We start from the raw sequence: 19964 nt of genomic DNA, 5'->3' as shown, positions 1-19964 counted from the left end.
TTCCCTCCTTCCTTATTTTATTACATCATTTTTCATTATTTTTGTTTTGGTTTTTTCGCACCGTATTTAGAACGACCTTGCATACGTCCTTCTACTCCAGAAGTATCAAGCGCTCCACGAACAATGTGATAACGAACCCCTGGTAAGTCTTTTACACGTCCACCACGAATTAAAACAACGCTGTGTTCTTGTAAGTTGTGACCAATTCCAGGAATATACGCAGTTACTTCAATCTGATTTGATAAACGAACACGTGCATATTTACGTAATGCAGAGTTCGGTTTCTTAGGAGTTAACGTACCTACACGAGTACAAACACCACGCTTTTGAGGTGATGATTGATTAGTAGCGACTTTTTTACGGCTATTGTAACCTCTGTTAAGTGCTGGAGAATCAGATTTCTTTGTTTTAGAAACACGACCTTTACGTACTAACTGATTAATAGTTGGCATTCCATTTTCCTCCTCTCATTAGTTGGTGTAATACCACACATCCAGGTGGTTCATATTCAAGCAAAAAACAAAGTCTTCACAAACACATTGTTTGCCAAAACTTTACTGTTTGATTGCTACTGTTGCAGCCCCTACGTCAATACCACATGTTTTTCCTAATTTTCTCATAGAATCAACATATGACAAAGGGATATTGTGGTCCTTTGCAACTTGCGATACTTTACTAGTAATATGATGGTCCGCATCACTAGCAATAATCACTTCTTTTGCTTCGCCATTTTTGATGGCTTTTAACACTTGTTTTGTTCCGATTATCTTTTCGGTATTTACCTGTGTCACTTTTTCATAAGACATTCTATCATATCCTCCAAAGTTACAAGGATAACGGAAGCACCTTAAATATACTATCATGCACCTAAATTAAATGTCAACTTTTATTTATGAAATTGACATATTTTTTTACGATACTTCCCATTATCTCTTGCATTGTTTCAAGTAAATTTAATGGATAGAGAGACAAGTACAGCTGTCTCTCTATCCTCTTTTATATCATTAAGGCGTTACTTCATCTGTTACAGTTTCTTCTGCCATTTGCTCTGCAATTTTTTCTTTAATACGGCGATAGCGTTGCATACCCGTACCTGCAGGAACAAGTTTACCGATAATGACATTTTCTTTTAATCCTAATAGCTCATCGCGCTTGCCTTTAATTGCTGCATCTGTTAACACTCTAGTTGTTTCTTGGAAGGATGCCGCAGATAAGAATGAATCTGTTTCTAATGATGCTTTCGTGATACCTAGTAATACTGGACGTCCTACTGCTGGTTGACCACCAGTGTGTAATGCTTTTTTGTTTGCGTCTTTAAACTGGTGAATCTCAAGTAGTGATCCTGGTAATACTTCTGTATCTCCTGCATCAGCAACTCTTACTTTACGTAACATTTGTCGAACCATTACTTCTACGTGCTTGTCACCAATTTCTACCCCTTGCATACGGTATACTTTCTGTACTTCTTTTAATAAGTAAGATTGTACGCCGTCGATACCTTTGATTTTTAGTAATTCTTTTGGATCAATAGAACCTTCTGTTAACGCTTGGCCTGCTTCAACTTCATCACCAATCGATACTTTTAGTCGTGAACCATAAGGAGCAGTATAAGATTTTGTCTCAATCGCACCTTGAATAACGATTTCTTGTTTATCTTTTACTTCTGTTACATCTTTGACAATACCAAAGATTTCTGAAATAACTGCTTGACCTTTCGGGTTACGCGCCTCGAAAATCTCCTGGATACGCGGTAAACCTTGTGTGATATCACTACCAGCTACCCCACCAGTGTGGAATGTACGCATTGTTAACTGTGTACCAGGCTCACCAATAGATTGTGCGGCAATAATACCAACTGCTTCACCAACTTCCACTTCTTCACCTGTAGCTAAGTTGCGGCCATAACATTTCTTACATGCACCATGCTTAGTGTTACATGTGAAGACAGTTCTAATCACAACTTCGTCAATGCCAGATTCCACAATCTCTTTAGCAATATCTTCTGTCATTACTTCATTCTTACTAATAATTAATTCGTTTGTCTCTGGGTGGTATACATTCTGGAACACTGTACGACCAATTAGACGGTCGATTAATGGTTCAATCATTTCTGTACCTTCAGTGATAGCTGCAACAGTTAAACCACGATCTGTACCACAATCATCTTCACGAATAATTACATCTTGTGCAACATCTACTAAACGTCTAGTTAAGTAACCAGAGTCAGCTGTTTTTAATGCGGTATCGGCAAGACCTTTACGTGCACCGTGTGTAGAAATAAAGTATTCAAGTACTGTTAAACCTTCACGGAAACTTGATTTAATCGGTAACTCAATAATTCTACCAGCCGGGTTGGCCATTAGACCACGCATACCTGCAAGTTGAGTAAAGTTAGATGCATTACCACGGGCACCAGAATCACTCATCATGAAAATTGGGTTTCGTGGATTCAATGATTTCATCAATCGTTCTTGAATATCATCTTTCGCTTGTGACCAAATAGAGATAACACGATCATAACGTTCTTCATCTGTGATTAAACCACGACGGAATTGTTGTAATACTTTGTCTACTTTCGTTTGAGCTGCATGAAGGATTTCTTCTTTTTCAGCTAATACGACAATATCAGCTACCCCCACTGTAATACCTGCTTTTGTTGAGTAGGCAAACCCTAAATCTTTCATACGGTCAAGCATTTTAGATGTTTCACTAATTTTAAATTTCTTAAATACTTCTGCGATAATATCTCCTAAAATTCCTTTTTTGAATGGTAGAATGATATCACGACTAGCAATTTCCTCTTTAATATTTGTACCTTTGTCAACAAAGTACTTATCAGGTATTGCTTGTTCTAAGTTACTATGAGTCGGTTCATTTAAATAAGGGAAAGTGTCTGGTAACATGTTATTAAAAATTAATTTACCAACAGTTGTAAGTAATAATTTACTTTTTTGTTCTTCTGTGAACCCTTGTTTACCTAAAGAAGTCGGTTGAACAGCAATACGAGTATGCAAGTGTACATAACCATTATGGTATGCAATTAATGCTTCATTTAAGTCTTTCACTACCATTCCTTCGCCAATTGCGCCTTGTCTTTCCATTGTTAGATAATAGTTACCTAATACCATATCCTGTGATGGTGTAACAACTGGTTTTCCATCTTTAGGGTTAAGGATATTTTGTGCTGCTAACATTAAAATACGCGCTTCTGCTTGCGCTTCAGCAGATAACGGAACGTGAACAGCCATTTGATCCCCATCAAAATCCGCATTATAAGCTGTACAAACTAGTGGGTGTAGACGGATTGCTCTTCCTTCCACTAATGTCGGTTCAAACGCTTGGATCCCTAATCTGTGAAGTGTAGGTGCACGGTTAAGTAACACAGGATGCTCCTTAATTACATCTTCTAATACATCCCAAACTTCTGCATGTAATCGTTCAATTTTTCGTTTGGCTGATTTAATGTTATGAGCAAGCCCTCTTTCAACCAATTCTTTCATAATGAATGGCTTGAATAGTTCTACAGCCATCTCTTTCGGCAAACCACATTGGTACATTTTCAAGTTCGGACCAACGACAATAACAGAACGACCTGAATAATCCACACGTTTACCTAGTAAGTTTTGACGGAAACGACCTTGTTTCCCTTTTAACATATGTGACAATGATTTAAGTGGTCTGTTACCAGGACCTGTTACAGGACGACCGCGACGACCATTATCAATTAGTGCGTCTACTGCTTCTTGTAACATACGTTTTTCATTTTGAACAATGATACTAGGCGCACCTAAGTCAAGTAATCTTTTTAGACGATTGTTACGATTAATTACACGACGATACAGATCGTTCAAATCAGACGTTGCAAAACGGCCACCATCTAGTTGAACCATCGGGCGTAATTCTGGAGGAATAATCGGAAGTACATCCAATATCATCCAACTCGGTTCGTTACCTGAATTACGGAATGCTTCTAACACTTCAAGTCTTTTGATTGCTCTTGTTCTTCTTTGACCTTGGGCAGATTTCAATTCTTCGCGAAGTAATTCTACTTCTTTCTCTAGATCAATGTCTTGGAGAATCTTTTTGATTGCTTCTGCACCCATTTGTGCTTTGAAACCATTTCCGTATTTATCTCGATATGCACGATATTCTTTTTCTGAGAGTAGTTGTTTCTTCTCTAAAGCAGTCTCACCAGCGTCTGTTACGATGTATGCAGCAAAATAAATAACTTCTTCTAACGCTCTTGGTGACATGTCTAAAACAAGACCCATACGGCTTGGAATTCCTTTGAAATACCAAATATGTGATACTGGAGCAGCTAATTCAATGTGTCCCATGCGTTCACGACGAACTTTAGCTTTTGTCACTTCTACACCACATCGGTCACATACAACACCTTTATATCTGACACGCTTGTATTTACCACAATGACATTCCCAGTCTTTTTGTGGACCAAAGATACGCTCACAAAATAAGCCATCTTTCTCTGGCTTTAGTGTACGATAATTAATTGTCTCAGGTTTTTTTACTTCCCCATATGACCATGAACGAATCTTATTTGGTGAAGCTAGACCTATTTTCATATATTCAAAATTATTAACATCTAACAAGGGGTCAACCTCCCTTTTTAATCATTCGGATTTTACCATCAACTTATTAGTTCACTTTATTAGTGATAGCTTGTTTATAAGGCACAGATTCCTAACTATTACAGTGGAATAGTTAGGAAGACTGTGCAACAATTCATTAATTCGTTGTTTCTTCTATTTCAAGATTAAAGCTATCTGCAGAGTGTACATCGTCATCATCGTCATCACGTAATTCAATTTCTTGTTCATCACCTGATAACATTTTAACGTCCATTCCTAAACTCTGTAGTTCTTTAATTAATACTTTAAAGGATTCTGGAATACCTGGTTCTGGAACATTCTCACCTTTTACAATAGCTTCGTATGTTTTTACACGTCCAACCGTATCATCTGATTTAACAGTTAATATTTCTTGAAGTGTATATGCAGCACCATATGCTTCTAGTGCCCATACCTCCATCTCACCAAAACGTTGCCCACCAAATTGTGCTTTACCACCTAAAGGTTGTTGTGTTACTAGTGAGTATGGACCAGTAGAACGAGCGTGAAGCTTGTCGTCAACCATGTGCGCAAGTTTAATCATATACATCACACCTACTGATACACGGTTGTCAAATGGTTCTCCACTTCTTCCATCATAAAGAATTGTCTTCGCATCTCTCGCAAGACCAGCTTCTTCTAATGTTTCCCATACATCTTCTTCTGTTGCACCATCAAATACAGGTGAAGCAACATGAATACCTAATTGTCTAGCAGCCATACCTAAGTGTAACTCAAGTACTTGCCCGATATTCATACGTGATGGTACCCCTAATGGGTTCAACATGATGTCAATCGGTGTTCCATCTGGTAAGAATGGCATATCTTCTTCTGGTAAAATTTTGGAGATAACCCCTTTGTTACCGTGACGTCCAGCCATTTTATCCCCTTCATGGATTTTACGCTTTTGAACGATATATACACGCACAAGTTGATTCACTCCCGGTGGTAATTCATCACCATCTGCGCGATTAAAGATTTTCACATCAAGGACAATTCCTCCAGCACCGTGTGGCACTCTTAGAGAAGTATCACGCACTTCACGTGCTTTTTCACCGAAAATTGCGTGTAATAAGCGCTCTTCAGCAGATAATTCTGTTACCCCTTTAGGAGTTACTTTACCTACTAATAAGTCGCCATCTTCTACTTCCGCACCAACTCGGATAATACCTCTTTCGTCAAGATCACGTAAAGCATCTTCCCCTACGTTAGGAATATCTCTTGTGATTTCTTCAGGTCCTAATTTTGTATCTCTAGATTCTGATTCATATTCTTCAATGTGAATAGATGTATACACATCATCTTTTACTAGACGTTCACTCATAATGATGGCATCTTCATAGTTATAACCTTCCCATGTCATGAAACCTACAAGCACATTTTGTCCTAATGCAAGCTCTCCGTCTTCCATTGATGGACCGTCTGCGAGGATTTCACCTTTCGTTACACGGTTGCCTTTTTCTACAATTGGTCTTTGGTTATAACAAGTACCTGAGTTAGAACGGATAAATTTTTGTAATTTGTACCGATCTAAATCTCCTTGTACCTCTTTACCATCTACTTCTGAAATACGTCTTACTAAAATTTCTTTTGCTTCGACTCTCTCTACAATTCCTTCGTATTTACAAATAACAGCAGCCCCAGAATCTTTACCAGAAACATACTCCATACCTGTACCTACAATTGGAGATCGAGGTTGCATTAATGGTACTGCTTGACGTTGCATGTTCGCACCCATTAAGGCACGGTTAGAGTCATCATTTTCTAAGAACGGAATACATGCAGTCGCAGCAGAAACTACTTGTTTAGGAGATACATCCATGTAATCGATCTTCTCACGACTAATAATTGTGTTCTCCCCACGGAAACGTGCAATTACTTCTTCCTCAGCAAATGTTCCATCTTCATTCAATTTCGCATTTGCCTGTGCAACTACATAGTTGTCCTCTTCATCTGCAGTTAAGTAATCCATTTGGGACGTTACTCGCCCTGTCTCTGGATCTACTCTTCGATATGGTGTTTCAATAAATCCAAATTTGTTAACTTTTGCATAAGAGGATAACGAGTTAATTAGACCAATGTTTGGTCCCTCTGGTGTTTCGATTGGACACATACGCCCATAGTGTGAATAGTGAACGTCACGAACTTCAAAACCTGCACGCTCACGAGTCAAACCACCCGGTCCAAGCGCAGATAAACGTCTCTTATGTGTTAACTCTGCCAATGGATTTGTTTGATCCATAAACTGTGATAACTGAGAGCTACCAAAGAACTCTTTAATTGATGCAATCACAGGACGAATATTAATCAATTGTTGTGGCGTGATAGAAGAAGTATCTTGGATAGACATTCTTTCTCTAACCACACGTTCCATTCTTGATAAACCAATACGGAATTGGTTTTGTAGCAATTCTCCAACAGAACGTAATCTTCTGTTACCTAAGTGATCAATATCATCCGTTTCTCCAACTTGGTGTAAAATGTTAAAGAAATAACTAATAGATGACAAAATATCCGCTGGTGAGATGTTTTTTACTGAATTATCTACATTACAATTACCGATTACTGTTAATACTTTTTCACCTTCAGGATCTGTTGGGTCAATAATCTTAACAGCTTGAACACGGATTGGTTCTTCTACAACGCCATCGTGTGGATGTAGAATGGTTTCACCAAATGGTTGTTCCTTTGCATCAAGTAATGGAATGATTTTATCTAATAAACGACGATCTAATTTATCCCCTGCATTCGCAATTACTTCACCTGTTTCTGTGTCTACTACAGGCTCTGCTAATACTTGGTTAAATAGTCTGTTTTTAATATGAAGCTTTTTATTAATCTTGTAACGCCCTACATGTGCTAAATCATATCGCTTTGGATCAAAGAAGCGAGATACTAGTAAGCTTTTAGCATTTTCTACTGTTGGCGGTTCGCCTGGACGTAATCTTTCATATATTTCTAACAATGCTTTTTCGCTTGTTTCGGTATTGTCTTTTTCTAATGTATTACGTAAGTATTCATTATCACCTAATAGCTCAATAATCTCTTGATCATTGCTGAAGCCTAATGCTCTTAATAGCACAGTGATTGGTAATTTTCTAGTGCGGTCAATTCTTACATGCACAACGTCTTTTGCGTCTGTTTCAAATTCTAACCATGCACCTCTGTTTGGAATAACTGTTGCCCCAAAGCCACGTTTTCCATTTTTATCAATTTTCGCATTGAAATAGACACTAGGTGAACGAACAAGCTGTGATACGATAACACGTTCTGCACCATTAATCACAAACGTACCTGTTTCTGTCATCAATGGGAAGTCACCCATGAATACTTCTTGTTCTTTCACTTCGCCAGTTTCATTATTAATTAAACGAACCTTCACACGAAGCGGAGCATTATATGTTACATCTCTTTCTTTTGACTCATCAACAGGATACTTTGGTTCTCCTAGACTATAATCAACAAACTCTAGCGAAAGATTTCCCGCAAAGTCTTCGATTGGAGAAATGTCTTGAAACATCTCTTTTAGTCCCTCATCTAGGAACCACTGATAGGAATCTGTTTGAATCTCAATTAAATTAGGTAATTCTAATACTTCACTAATACGCGCATAACTTCTACGCTGGCGGTGCCGTCCGTATTGAACTAGTTGACCTGTCAACTGATTCACCTCTCGATCAATAATAAAGGATATTCGCCACATGCATGGCAACAAATGAAACCACACCTACCATTTATACATTACTTACTATAGGTAATTGACATTTTCTCTATAGAACGTATAATTTAGTAAGTGTTGTAATTCAATTCAGCTTTTGCAAACTGAACAAACTTGTGTTTTTTCACAAGTTTTTATATAGACATCTGTTAAAACAGATGTTATTCAATTGCTTCAAAATAATACTGTGGAAATTTAATAAGGAATTCTAAAAGGTTTTGTAGAGAATTCTATTAGCTAATAAAATGCCAAACGGAAAAAATTAAACATATTGTATAGTTTTGTCACAATTTTATCTTTTTATACATTTTTTAAAAATAATACTTGACAAACTTTCTCTCTATTGGCATTTTTCAATACTACCACAAGAAACTATCTTAGTCAAACTTTTTCTGCTTTAAAGATAAAATAACCTTTTCTTTTAGTAACCGTTTCTACATTAGCAAAAAGTTCTTTTAACTTCTTCTCAGCTGAAGGCGCCCCTTGTTTCTTCTGAATAACAACCCAAAGTTCTCCACCAGACAATAATGCTTCGTACGCATCTTCAAACATAGCATGCACTGTTTGCTTCCCCGCCCTAATTGGAGGATTTGTTAGTACACTAGCAAATTTCTCACCTTGAACATTTTCCAATTTATCACTTTCTAGAAATCGGACATTTTCTACTTGATTTTGCTTCGCATTCTCATTCGCTAAATCTACCGCTCTTTTATTTATATCTACGCCAATAAATTCTCTATCCGGATAGCATTTTGCCAACGCAATCCCAACAGGACCATATCCACAACCAAAATCTAAAATGGCACCTGCGATTTGTGGTAATGCATACGTCTCTAGCAATACCTTTGAACCAAAATCGACTTCCCCTTTGGAAAATACACCGTTATCTGTTGTAAATATCAATTTGTTTTCTAACAATTCGTATGTCCATGTTCTTTTTTCGCTAGATACATTCGGATTATTAGAAAAATACTGATCGGTCATTTATTTTGGCACCTTCCTTTTGTTTAAACATAGATAATAGAAAAGCTCGCCTATAGTAAGCGAGCTTTTCTTAATCACACTATTCTTATTTCAATTCTACAGAAGCACCAGCTTCTTCTAATTTAGCTTTCATTTCTTCAGCTTCTTCTTTAGATACGCCTTCTTTGATTGCTCCAGGAGCGTTATCAACTAAGTCTTTCGCATCTTTAAGTCCTAAACCAGTGATTTCACGCACTGCTTTAACAACTTTGATTTTTGATGCTCCAGCACTTGTAAGTACTACATCAAATTCTGTTTGTTCAGCTGCTGCTTCACCAGCACCTGCACCAGCTACTGCTACAGGAGCAGCTGCAGTTACACCAAATTCTTCTTCGATTGCTTTTACTAAATCATTTAATTCAAGAACAGACATTTCTTTAATTGCTTCGATAATTTGCTCTTTAGACATGTTTATTTCCTCCTAATTATTATTATATTCATTACGAACATGTAATTTGTTTGATACGAAAAATATTACGCACCTTGTTCTTCTTTTTGCTCTGCCACTGCTTTTGTTGCATAAGCAAAGTTTCTGATTGGCGCTTGAAGTACGCTGAGTAGCATAGAAAGCATACCTTCGTAGTTTGGAAGTTCTGCAAGTTCTTTAATTTGCTCAAGAGAAGCAACAGAACCTTCTACGATACCACCTTTAATTTCAAGTGCTTCGTGATCTTTAGCAAAGTTGTTTAATACTTTTGCTGGCGCCACTACATCATCTTTACTAAAAGCGATTGCTGTAGGACCTACTAAAGCATCATCTAAACCAGTTAATTCAGCTTCAACTACTGCACGACGAGTCATTGTGTTTTTGTACACTTTGAACTCAACGCCAGCTTCACGTAATTGTGAACGTAATTCTGTAACTTCCGCAACATCAAGTCCACGGTAATCTACAAGAATAGTTGATTTGCTTTCGCGTAGTTTTTCAGCGATCTCAGAAACAACTTGTTTCTTTGTCTCGATAATTTTTGACATGTTTCCACCTCCTGTTATGCGATCATTATACCGAATCGAAAAAAACCTCCATGTAGACATGGAGGTTTTTTGACTGATTGCTAACAAAGAATTCATCTTCTTAATTATCTATTCAGGCAAACCTCGGTAGGATATTAAGCATGATGCACCTACTGTCTACGGTATAATGTATTATTTTAAATTACTTAACCCTTGAGAATTATACGTGATGCATTCTTATAAGTCAAGTACTTATTATTTCGCAAATACAGATGGATCTACTTTTACTCCAGGACCCATTGTTGATGATACAGCGATATTACGTAAGTACGTACCTTTAGCTGCTTGAGGTTTTGCTTTAACAACTGTTTCTGCTAATGCATTGAAGTTTTCTACTAATTTATCTAAATCAAATGATACTTTACCAATTGGTACATGAATATTCGATTGTTTATCAACGCGGTATTCTACTTTACCTGCTTTGATTTCTTGAATAGCTTTTTCTACATCGAAAGTAACTGTTCCTGTTTTAGGGTTTGGCATTAAACCTTTTGGCCCTAATACACGACCTAATTTACCAACTTCAGCCATCATGTCAGGAGTTGCAACAACTACATCAAATTCAAACCAACCTTGGTTGATTTTGTTGATTAATTCTTGATCTCCTACAAAGTCAGCTCCAGCTGCTTCTGCTTCTTTTGCTTTCTCACCTTTAGCAAATACTAAAACAGTTTGTGTTTTACCAGTACCATGTGGCAATACCATTGCTCCACGGATTTGTTGGTCTGCTTTCTTAGGATCTACCCCTAAACGAAATGCAACTTCTACTGTTTCGTCAAATTTTGCTGCAGAAGCTTTTTGAACTAATTCTAACGCTTCTTTCACATCATATGCTTTTGTGCGATCAACAAGTTTTAGTGCTTCTTGTTGTTTTTTTGTTTTTTTAGCCATTTTTATTTCCTCCTTTGTGGTTTTAACGGTTATACCTCCCACTTATCTAAAGCGGCATTCTATATGAACGATATATTTTCTCCAAAACAAAGGTTGCGACATGAAGCTTGTCTCCACTACCGCAACCCTACGTTTCTGTACAACACTGTGAAATATTAGTCTTCGATAACGATACCCATACTACGTGCAGTACCTTCTACCATACGCATAGCAGCTTCTACATCAGCAGCATTTAAATCTGGCATCTTTAACTCAGCGATTTCTTTCACCTTGTCGCGTTTAAGTGTAGCAACTTTATTGCGATTAGGCTCTCCAGAAGCAGTTTCAATACCAGCTGCTTTTTTAAGCAATACTGCTGCCGGTGGAGTTTTTGTAATAAATGTAAATGAACGGTCTTCAAAAACCGAAATTTCTACTGGAATGATTAAACCAGCTTGATCTTGTGTACGAGCATTAAACTCTTTACAAAATCCCATGATGTTTACACCTGCTTGACCTAGTGCTGGCCCAACTGGTGGTGCTGGATTCGCTTTTCCTGCTGGAATTTGAAGTTTAACTACTTTTTCTACTTTTTTAGCCACGAGACACACCTCCTTAAGTCCGTGATGTGGTAATAGGGTTTTTTACCCTCCCACTCAAAATATCTTATGATAAATAATAACCTTATACTCGAGGCATAAAGAACATAAAAATTTTAGCATTTTTAGACATGAAATGCAAGGCCTAATATGATTTTATTTTCAGCCTAATGTCTATGATAACTTCTTGATTTGTGAAAAGTCAAGTTCCATTGGTGTTTCACGACCAAACATATTCACAAGTACTTTCACTTTTTGTTTGTCTAAATCAATTTTTTCAATGGAACCAGAGTAACCATTGAATGGTCCATCTGTTACTTCTACTGTTTCATTCACATCGAAGTCTACTTCTGTCACAGTCTCATTAAAGCCCATTCGTTTTAGAATCATTTCCACTTCTTCGTCTAGTAAAGGGGTCGGTTTGGAACCAGAACCTGCTGACCCTACAAAGCCTGTTACACCAGGTGTATTACGCACAACATACCATGAGTCATCTGTCATAATCATTTCTGCTAGTACATATCCAGGGAATACCTTTTTCTTTGCGACTTTCTTTTTACCGTTTTTAATCTCTGTTTCTTCATCTTCAGGTACTAATACTCGAAAGATTTTATCTTCCATCCCCATTGATTCTAATCTTTTTTCTAAATTCGTTTTCACTTTATTCTCATATCCAGAATAGGTGTGGACGACATACCATCTTTTTTCCATAGCCAAGGGCGTTCTATTCGCCCGTCCCTCCCTTAATCTTAATAAATAATTCCATTATAGCGCTTGAACTTTTTTCCATTTAAAAAACCCGACAAGCGGGTTCAAAAAGTAGTAATTAATTATAGTATAACATATATAAAAACGATTTATTCAACTACTAGATTTAATAATTGTGTAATCCCTAGATCGATAAGCGCAAAAAACAATGCAACAAACGCAACTGTAACGATTACAGTAATAGTGTAACGAGTTAATTCACGTCCTTTAGGCCACGAAACTTTCTTCATTTCACGATTGACATTTTTCAAAAAAGTTACTGGATTCACGATTGGTACCTCCAAACTGTTCTACACAGGTATAAACTACTTTGTTTCTCGATGAATGGTATGTCTATTACATTGTTTGCAAAATTTCTTTACTTCCATTCTCGTGTCTTGTAAACTATTTTTTTCTGTACTGTAATTCCGATTATAACAAACCTCGCACGCGAGAATAATCTTTTTCCCCATTATTTATTCACCCTTATTAATGTAGCATGGTTTCCCCATACGTGTCAACGATTCAATTAGTTATTTCGACTTATGAAATAAGGATATCACTATCTTCTAAATATTTCTCTAATTTCTTCTTTACTCTTTGTAAGGCATTATCAATCGATTTGGCATGTCGATTCAATTCCATAGAAATCTCTTGATATGTCTTTCCTTCTAAGTACAACAACAATACTTCTCGTTCTAATCTACTCAACACTTCTGATAACTTATATTCCATATCGCCATATTTCTCTCTATTAATGACCAATTCTTGCGGATCCATGGCTATAGTCGCCTCTAATACGTCTAACAATGTACTTCTTTCTGAACCTTCTTCATATAAAGGCTTGTCCAATGATACATAGGAATTTAGAGGCATGTGTTTTTGCCTTGTTGCTGTTTTGACGGCGGTTATAATTTGTCGTGTGATACATAACTCTGCAAATGCTTTAAACGAAGATTGTTTGTCTTTACGGAAATCCCGGATTGCTTTATATAAGCCAATCATCCCTTCTTGAAAAATATCTTCGTCGTCTGCCCCCACAAGAAAATATGATTTTGCCTTTGCACGGACAAAAGTTCTATATTTCTGTATTAAATAGTCCAATGCATTCGTGTCCCCATCTTGAATAAGTAAAATTATCTCTTGATCTCCCAACAACTGAAAATCCAAATCATTATTTACTGTGTGCATTGTCTTAATCAGGACTCCCTCTAGCAGAATGCCAAATAATAGTGGAACAAGACTAATAATAGCAATATTATAACGGAAGCGCTTTAGCATAGTCAACCACTATTTCTATTTATTTCCACGACGCCATCTTTCAAATTTTTCTAACACGTCATCATTTAATGGGATTTTACTACGAATTTTTTGTTCTTTATGTTGTATAATATCTTGATTAATTTCTTTTTCGATATTTTTTAACTCAATATCTAATTCTCTTGCAGACATACGGAACGCACCTTGGGCGAAAATCGTGCGTTGTTCCGTATAATCTGATGTTGCTACAAATACTTTTGTTCTTACATTTTTTAATTCTTTGACTAGCCTTTCAATACATTGATCTGCTGTCTCATTTTCTTTAGTAAAAATTACTTCTACTCGGTAAGATTTATATCTATTCTCTACTCCTCTTACTTCGTATGCATCAAATACAACAATCACTCGCCTTTTTCGATAGGCTTGATATTCAGCCATCTTTTCGACTAGTATTTGTCTTGCTTTGTCTAAATCTTTATCCTTTAGTATTTGTAACTCTTCCCATGCGCCAATCATGTTGTAACCATCTACTAATAATACATCCATTATTTCTCACCAATCGGATACCTTTTGCGATATACCTCATACATTAGAATGCTAGCAGCAACAGATGCATTTAGTGAGGAAACATGCCCTTTCATTGGTAGTGTAATCGTCCAATCACACTTTTTCTTTACTAATCGACTGATTCCTTTTCCTTCATTTCCAATAACCAATGCTAATGGCAATGTACCATCTAATTCACGATAATCTTCTGTAGCATGTAACTCTGTACCAACAATCCATACTTGTTTTTCTTTTAGTTCATCCAACGTTTGGGCAATATTCGTCACTCTAACAACAGGAATGTGTTCAATTGCACCGACAGAAGTCTTCGCGACAGTTGCTGTTAAGCCTACCGCTCTTCTTTTTGGAATAATGACACCATGTGCTCCCGTAGCATCTGCTGTTCTTAGGATAGATCCTAAATTATGTGGATCCTCAATTTCATCCAAAATCAAGAAGAATGGTGGCTCTCCTCTTTGTTCTGCGATAGAGAATAGATTATCTAATGTACTGTACTCATATGCGGCTACTAATGCTGCAATTCCTTGATGATTGTTACCTTCTACCAATTGATCTAACCGCTTCTTCGGAACACGTTGAACAATTGAGTTCGCTTCCTTTGCCATTGCTTGTATTTTGTTCGCTAATTGCGGATTTAAATTGTCTAATAAATAAACTTTTTCTACAGACCTTCCCGATTGTAATACTTCTAATACTGTATTTTTACCTACTATCCACTCTTGTGCCATTTCCACCATCTCCCTTCTCTGTTATCGTTATCGCCGTATCCATTAGTTCTGTTAAGCGTTCTGTTTGATGATCTAAATATAAAAACCCGAGTAATGCCTCAAATGCAGTACTATACTTGTATGCTTGTACACTTGTATTTTTAGGGATGGAACCAGACTTCGCATTCCTCCCCCTTCTAACAACTGCTTCTTCTTCACTTGTTAAATGCTTTTCACTAAGCCACTGTTGAATAACTTGTGCTTGAGCTGTTGCTTTGACATACGTCACTGCTTGTTGATGCAATTGTTGTACTTTCACATTTCCTAATTTAATTAGATATTCCCGAATATGCATTTCGTATACCGCATCCCCGATATACGCTAGTGCTAGACTTTTTAACTCGCTTGGCTTATCCATACCTATCCTCGTTTCCATCTCGTTCCTTGTGGTGTGTCTTCTAAAATAATGTTACGTTGTTTTAATTCATCTCTAATTTCGTCCGCACGTGCAAAATCACGGTTCTTTCTTGCTGTAAGTCTTTCTTCAATCAACTGTTCGATTTCTTCGTCAAGTAACGCTTCATCTTCAAGAGTAATGCCTAAAATTTGCAAAAATGCAATGAGCGTTTGCTCAAATTCATTAATGACATCCGTATGTGTTTGTTTCTCATTCAAATACGTGTTCGCTTCTTTTACTAAATCAAAAATAACTGCAATTGCATTCGCAGTGTTAAAATCATCATCCATTTCTTTCTCAAACGCGATTTTTGCATTCGCAATTTTTTCATGCCAACTTGCAGTATCTGTTGTTAAATTCATGCTTGTTTCTTTGCGATGCTTTAAATTTGTTAATACATTTTCAATTCGATCAAAACTATTTTTTGCACTTTCTAATAAAGAATCGCTAAAGTTAATTGGATTACGATAATGCACACTTAACATAAAGAAACGGAGTACTTTCGGATCATGCTGTTGAATTAAATCGTGCGCTAAGACAAAGTTACCAAGTGATTTTGACATTTTTTCATTGTCTATATTAATATAACCATTATGCATCCAATAGTTTGCAAAAGAGGTTCCATTTGCTGCTTCAGATTGTGCAATTTCATTCTCATGGTGCGGGAATGTTAAATCTTGACCACCTGCATGGATATCGATTGTATCACCTAGATATCTCTTCGCCATTGCTGAACATTCAATATGCCAACCAGGACGTCCTTCTCCCCATGGCGAATCCCAAGAAATCTCTCCGCTTTTAGCCTGCTTCCATAGTACAAAATCTAATGGATCATCCTTCTTTTCACCAACTTGAATTCTAGCACCTGAACGTAATTCATCAATTGATTGGTGAGATAACTTTCCATATTCTCTAAATGATCTTGTCTTAAAATACACATCTCCTTCAGACTCGTATGCATGCCCCTTGTCTACAAGTGTTTGAATAAATGCAATAATATCATCCATCGTTTCTGTGACTCTTGGGTGGTGGATTGCTTCTTTCACACCTAATGCTTTCACATCTTCTTTGTACGCTTGAATAAATCGATTCGCAATAGACGGTACTTCCTCACCTAATTCTCTAGCCGCTTTAATCAATTTGTCATCTACATCTGTAAAATTGAGTACATAGTCCACCTGATACCCTTTATATTCAAAATACCGTCTTACTGTATCAAATACAATCGCTGGTCGTGCATTTCCGATATGAATGTAGTTATAGACAGTTGGTCCACATACATACATTTTTACTTTATTTGGTTCAATTGATTCGAACGGTTCTTTTTGACGCTTCATCGTGTTATATATTTTAATTGTCATTGTCTCTCACTCCTCTAACTTTTGATAATTCTTGCTTTAATTGCTCCATCTCTGTCTGCATATTTTTAAGTAATTCATACATAGGATCAGGTAATTTATGATGATCAAGATTTTTTCTTACTTTTTCCCCATTCTGGATAACTACTCGCCCTGGAATACCGACAACTGTAGATTGATCTGGTACATCGTTTAATACAACAGAACCAGCACCTATTTTAGAGTTCTCTCCAATAGTGATGGATCCTAACACTTTTGCACCTGTTGCGATAAGCGCATTATCCTTAATGGTAGGATGTCGCTTCCCTTTTTCTTTACCAGTTCCACCTAATGTTACGCCTTGGTAGATGGTTACATTATCACCAATTTCACACGTTTCTCCAATGACAACTCCCATTCCATGGTCAATAAAAAATCTTCGTCCTATTTTAGCGCCTGGATGTATTTCAATTCCTGTGAAGAAACGACTTATTTGTGAGATCACTCTTGCTAAAAAGAAGAATTTCTTTCGATAAAAAGCATGTGCTACTCGATGTGCCCATATTGCATGCAATCCTGAATATGTTAAACAAACCTCGATGTATGTTCTAGCTGCAGGGTCTTGGTCAAAAACTACGTCAATATCTTCTTTAAATATTTTTAAAAACCCCATCGAAACATCCCCCTTTTTGCAAATACCTGTAATTTCCTAGACACAAAAAAACGTCTCCGTGTTTACATAAACACAGAGACGCTTTTAGCGCGGTCCCACTCTGTTTAAGGATTTAACTTACATCCTTCCAACTCGAACGAATAACGGTCGTTAGCCGTACACTCTTACTTCATGACTTTCAGAGCATAACTCAAAAGGTGCATTTCAGTAACCATTGCTTTAACCACTCGCAGCCAATTGGTGGTATTCTCTGTAAAAGCGCTCGATTACTTACTTCTCCTCTTTTCACGTTCATTATTGAATTTATATTTATTATATAGACTTATGAGCAGAATGTCACTAATTGATTATGCTTAATACACGATTAAGTCGTGCCTTTACGACATCTTTCCCTAATAAATGAATCGCATTCGGTAATTCTGGTCCGTGCACTTGCCCTGTTGTTGCTACACGAATAGGCATAAACAATTTCTTACCTTTTTGTTTTGTCTCTTTTTGCGTTGCTTTAATACTTGCTTTAATTGCCTCTGGAGAGAGTTCCTCAATTTGCTCAAATTGTTGTAGAAATACGCTCATTACCTCAGGAACTTGTTCTTCTTTTAAGACTTCCATTGCTTCGTCATTGTATTCAATTTCTTCTTTAAAGAATAAATCTGTTAATTCTACAATCTCTGCACCATATGACAATTGATCATGATAAAGACCAATTAAGTTCACAACCCATTCTCTATTTGATGCATCTAATTGTTCTGGTAATTTATTTGCATTGATTAAATGAGGTAAGCTTAATTCTACGACTTCATCCAATGATGCTTGCTTAATATATTGATTGTTCATCCATTTCAACTTTGCTTGGTCAAAGATTGCTGGAGATGTTGATAAGCGAGCAGGATCAAACATTTCAATAAATTGAGATTGTGTGAAAATCTCTTCTTCGCCTACTGGTGACCATCCTAACAATGCGATGAAATTAAACATCGCTTCAGGTAAATATCCTAAGTTTTTGTATTGTTCAATAAACTGTAGAATATGCTCATCACGCTTACTTAACTTTTTACGATTTTCATTTAAAATTAATGTCATATGGCCATATTGTGGCGGTTCCCATCCAAATGCTTCAAATACCATCATTTGTTTAGGAGTATTCGAGATGTGCTCCTCTCCACGAAGAACATGACTAATTTGCATTAGATGATCATCAATTGCTACAGCAAAGTTATATGTCGGAATGCCATTTTTCTTCACCATTACCCAATCGCCAAAATCACTTGATTCAAATGTAATTTCATCTCTCACAATATCTTGGAATGTATATGTTTTGTTTTCAGGCACTCTAAAACGAATACTAGGCTTTCTTCCTTCTGCTTCAAACTCAGCAATCTGTTCTTCCGTTAGGTCACGGTGCGCACCTGAATATTTAGGTACTTGTCCATTTGCTTTTTGTTCTTCTCGCTCGTGTTCTAATTCTTCTTCTGTCATGTAACATTTATAAGCTAAGCCACGCTCTAAAAGTTCATCTGTATACTTTTGATAAATATCTAGACGCTCCGTTTGACGATAAGGTCCATATTCTCCACCGATATCTGCGCCTTCATCCCATTTCAAACCTAACCATTTTAAAAACATTAATTGACTTTCTTCTCCGCCTTCTACATTTCTCTTGTCGTCCGTATCTTCTGTACGAATGATAAAAGAACCTCCTAAATGTTTTGCATATAAGTAATTGAATAATGCTGTTCTTGCATTACCAATATGTAGATGACCTGTTGGACTTGGTGCATAGCGCACACGAACAGTACTTGCCACTTGTAAAAACCCCTTTCGTAATTGTCGCTCATAGAAACGAACATATACTATTATTTTATCATTAAAAAAGTAGAATTGTTATTATTTCTTCATCAATAGAACAACCGCTTGTGCTGCGATACCTTCTTTTCTTCCGGTAAATCCTAATTGTTCAGTTGTGGTTGCTTTGACATTAATCTGGTCTGTATCTACTTGTAATAACCGCGCAATATTCTCTACAATCTTAGAAATGTGTGGTGCCATTTTTGGTGCTTGTGCAATAATCGTGCAATCTAGATTCCCTAATTTGTAGCCTTTCTCTTCAACCATTTTCCATACATGTTGTAAAAGAATTTGTGAATCCGCATCTTTAAATTGAGGATCTGTATCAGGAAAATGCTTACCGATATCCCCTTCACTAATCGCACCTAGACATGCATCTGCAATCGTATGTAACAAAACATCTGCATCTGAGTGCCCAAGTAGACCTTTTTCATATGGAATTGTAATACCGCCTATAATACATGGTCTATCTGTTGCAAATTGATGTACATCAAATCCTTGTCCTATTCGAAACAT

Annotated in this window: 20 protein-coding genes and 2 other annotated features; all 20 genes read right to left on the bottom strand. The window is 36.8% G+C overall.

The features are described 5' to 3' along the window. Positions 1 to 35: 35 nt before the first annotated feature. The gene (gene rpsL / locus ACFOZ1_RS15650) at positions 36 to 452 is read right to left on the bottom strand and encodes a 30S ribosomal protein S12 (RefSeq protein ID WP_390200778.1); all 417 of its coding nucleotides are present in this window, start codon (positions 450 to 452) and stop codon (positions 36 to 38) included. A 102-nt stretch (positions 453 to 554) separates the two neighbouring features. Further along, complete coding sequence (locus ACFOZ1_RS15645) at positions 555 to 806, bottom strand: 50S ribosomal protein L7ae-like protein (protein WP_390200776.1); 252 nt, start codon at positions 804 to 806, stop codon at positions 555 to 557. A 198-nt stretch (positions 807 to 1004) separates the two neighbouring features. Further along, on the bottom strand, positions 1005 to 4610 hold the full coding sequence (gene rpoC, locus ACFOZ1_RS15640) for a DNA-directed RNA polymerase subunit beta' (RefSeq protein WP_390200775.1): 3606 nt from the start codon (positions 4608 to 4610) through the stop codon (positions 1005 to 1007). Between the two features lie 136 nt (positions 4611 to 4746). Continuing rightward, on the bottom strand, positions 4747 to 8289 hold the full coding sequence (gene rpoB / locus ACFOZ1_RS15635; protein WP_390200774.1) for a DNA-directed RNA polymerase subunit beta: 3543 nt from the start codon (positions 8287 to 8289) through the stop codon (positions 4747 to 4749). Positions 8290 to 8727: 438 nt separating this feature from the next. Continuing rightward, positions 8728 to 9330 (bottom strand): class I SAM-dependent methyltransferase, encoded by a 603-nt coding sequence (locus tag ACFOZ1_RS15630; protein ID WP_390200772.1) that lies wholly within the window; start codon positions 9328 to 9330, stop codon positions 8728 to 8730. A gap of 85 nt (positions 9331 to 9415) precedes the next feature. After that, complete coding sequence (gene rplL, locus ACFOZ1_RS15625; RefSeq protein ID WP_390200771.1) at positions 9416 to 9778, bottom strand: 50S ribosomal protein L7/L12; 363 nt, start codon at positions 9776 to 9778, stop codon at positions 9416 to 9418. Between the two features lie 65 nt (positions 9779 to 9843). Continuing rightward, positions 9844 to 10344, bottom strand: a complete 501-nt coding sequence (gene rplJ, locus ACFOZ1_RS15620; RefSeq protein ID WP_390200769.1) for a 50S ribosomal protein L10 — start codon at positions 10342 to 10344, stop codon at positions 9844 to 9846. A gap of 28 nt (positions 10345 to 10372) precedes the next feature. Beyond that, positions 10373 to 10524 (bottom strand) — a sequence feature (ribosomal protein L10 leader region). A gap of 54 nt (positions 10525 to 10578) precedes the next feature. After that, positions 10579 to 11274, bottom strand: coding sequence for a 50S ribosomal protein L1 (gene rplA / locus ACFOZ1_RS15615; protein WP_390200768.1), 696 nt, complete (start codon positions 11272 to 11274; stop codon positions 10579 to 10581). Between the two features lie 155 nt (positions 11275 to 11429). Continuing rightward, positions 11430 to 11855: a 50S ribosomal protein L11 gene (rplK, locus tag ACFOZ1_RS15610; protein ID WP_139180338.1), complete on the bottom strand. Its 426-nt coding sequence runs from the start codon at positions 11853 to 11855 to the stop codon at positions 11430 to 11432. Positions 11856 to 12026: 171 nt separating this feature from the next. Then, positions 12027 to 12563, bottom strand: a complete 537-nt coding sequence (gene nusG / locus ACFOZ1_RS15605) for a transcription termination/antitermination protein NusG (RefSeq protein WP_390200766.1) — start codon at positions 12561 to 12563, stop codon at positions 12027 to 12029. 146 nt (positions 12564 to 12709) lie between these two features. Next, on the bottom strand, positions 12710 to 12889 hold the full coding sequence (gene secE / locus ACFOZ1_RS15600; protein ID WP_390200765.1) for a preprotein translocase subunit SecE: 180 nt from the start codon (positions 12887 to 12889) through the stop codon (positions 12710 to 12712). A gap of 36 nt (positions 12890 to 12925) precedes the next feature. Then, positions 12926 to 13072, bottom strand: coding sequence for a 50S ribosomal protein L33 (gene rpmG, locus ACFOZ1_RS15595; protein ID WP_390200764.1), 147 nt, complete (start codon positions 13070 to 13072; stop codon positions 12926 to 12928). Between the two features lie 70 nt (positions 13073 to 13142). Continuing rightward, entirely contained in the window at positions 13143 to 13790 is a 648-nt protein-coding gene (gene sigH, locus ACFOZ1_RS15590) for an RNA polymerase sporulation sigma factor SigH (RefSeq protein WP_390200890.1), read from the bottom strand. A 105-nt stretch (positions 13791 to 13895) separates the two neighbouring features. Further along, a complete protein-coding gene (locus ACFOZ1_RS15585; protein ID WP_390200762.1) occupies positions 13896 to 14405 on the bottom strand; it encodes an NYN domain-containing protein in 510 nt (169 codons plus the stop codon). Next, positions 14405 to 15154, bottom strand: coding sequence for a 23S rRNA (guanosine(2251)-2'-O)-methyltransferase RlmB (gene rlmB / locus ACFOZ1_RS15580; RefSeq protein WP_390200761.1), 750 nt, complete (start codon positions 15152 to 15154; stop codon positions 14405 to 14407). Before rlmB ends, ACFOZ1_RS15585 begins: the two co-directional genes overlap by 1 nt. Continuing rightward, the gene (locus tag ACFOZ1_RS15575) at positions 15129 to 15551 is read right to left on the bottom strand and encodes a Mini-ribonuclease 3 (protein WP_390200759.1); all 423 of its coding nucleotides are present in this window, start codon (positions 15549 to 15551) and stop codon (positions 15129 to 15131) included. Before ACFOZ1_RS15575 ends, rlmB begins: the two co-directional genes overlap by 26 nt. A gap of 2 nt (positions 15552 to 15553) precedes the next feature. Continuing rightward, positions 15554 to 16951, bottom strand: a complete 1398-nt coding sequence (gene cysS, locus ACFOZ1_RS15570; RefSeq protein ID WP_390200758.1) for a cysteine--tRNA ligase — start codon at positions 16949 to 16951, stop codon at positions 15554 to 15556. Next, positions 16941 to 17600 carry a serine O-acetyltransferase gene (gene cysE / locus ACFOZ1_RS15565; protein WP_390200756.1) on the bottom strand — a complete coding sequence of 220 codons (660 nt, stop codon included), beginning with the start codon at positions 17598 to 17600 and terminating at the stop codon, positions 16941 to 16943. The genes cysS and cysE overlap by 11 nt, the downstream gene beginning before the upstream one ends. A gap of 71 nt (positions 17601 to 17671) precedes the next feature. Further along, positions 17672 to 17897: a binding site (T-box leader), on the bottom strand. A gap of 42 nt (positions 17898 to 17939) precedes the next feature. Next, the gene (gltX, locus tag ACFOZ1_RS15560; protein ID WP_390200755.1) at positions 17940 to 19406 is read right to left on the bottom strand and encodes a glutamate--tRNA ligase; all 1467 of its coding nucleotides are present in this window, start codon (positions 19404 to 19406) and stop codon (positions 17940 to 17942) included. Between the two features lie 81 nt (positions 19407 to 19487). Beyond that, positions 19488 to 19964: a 2-C-methyl-D-erythritol 2,4-cyclodiphosphate synthase gene (gene ispF / locus ACFOZ1_RS15555; RefSeq protein WP_390200754.1), complete on the bottom strand. Its 477-nt coding sequence runs from the start codon at positions 19962 to 19964 to the stop codon at positions 19488 to 19490.

The organism is Gracilibacillus marinus (genome assembly GCF_042651725.1).
Classification (GTDB): domain Bacteria; phylum Bacillota; class Bacilli; order Bacillales; family Amphibacillaceae; genus Gracilibacillus; species Gracilibacillus marinus.
Note: the sequence above shows the minus strand (reverse complement) of the source record. Positions and strands in the feature narration are given on the sequence as shown.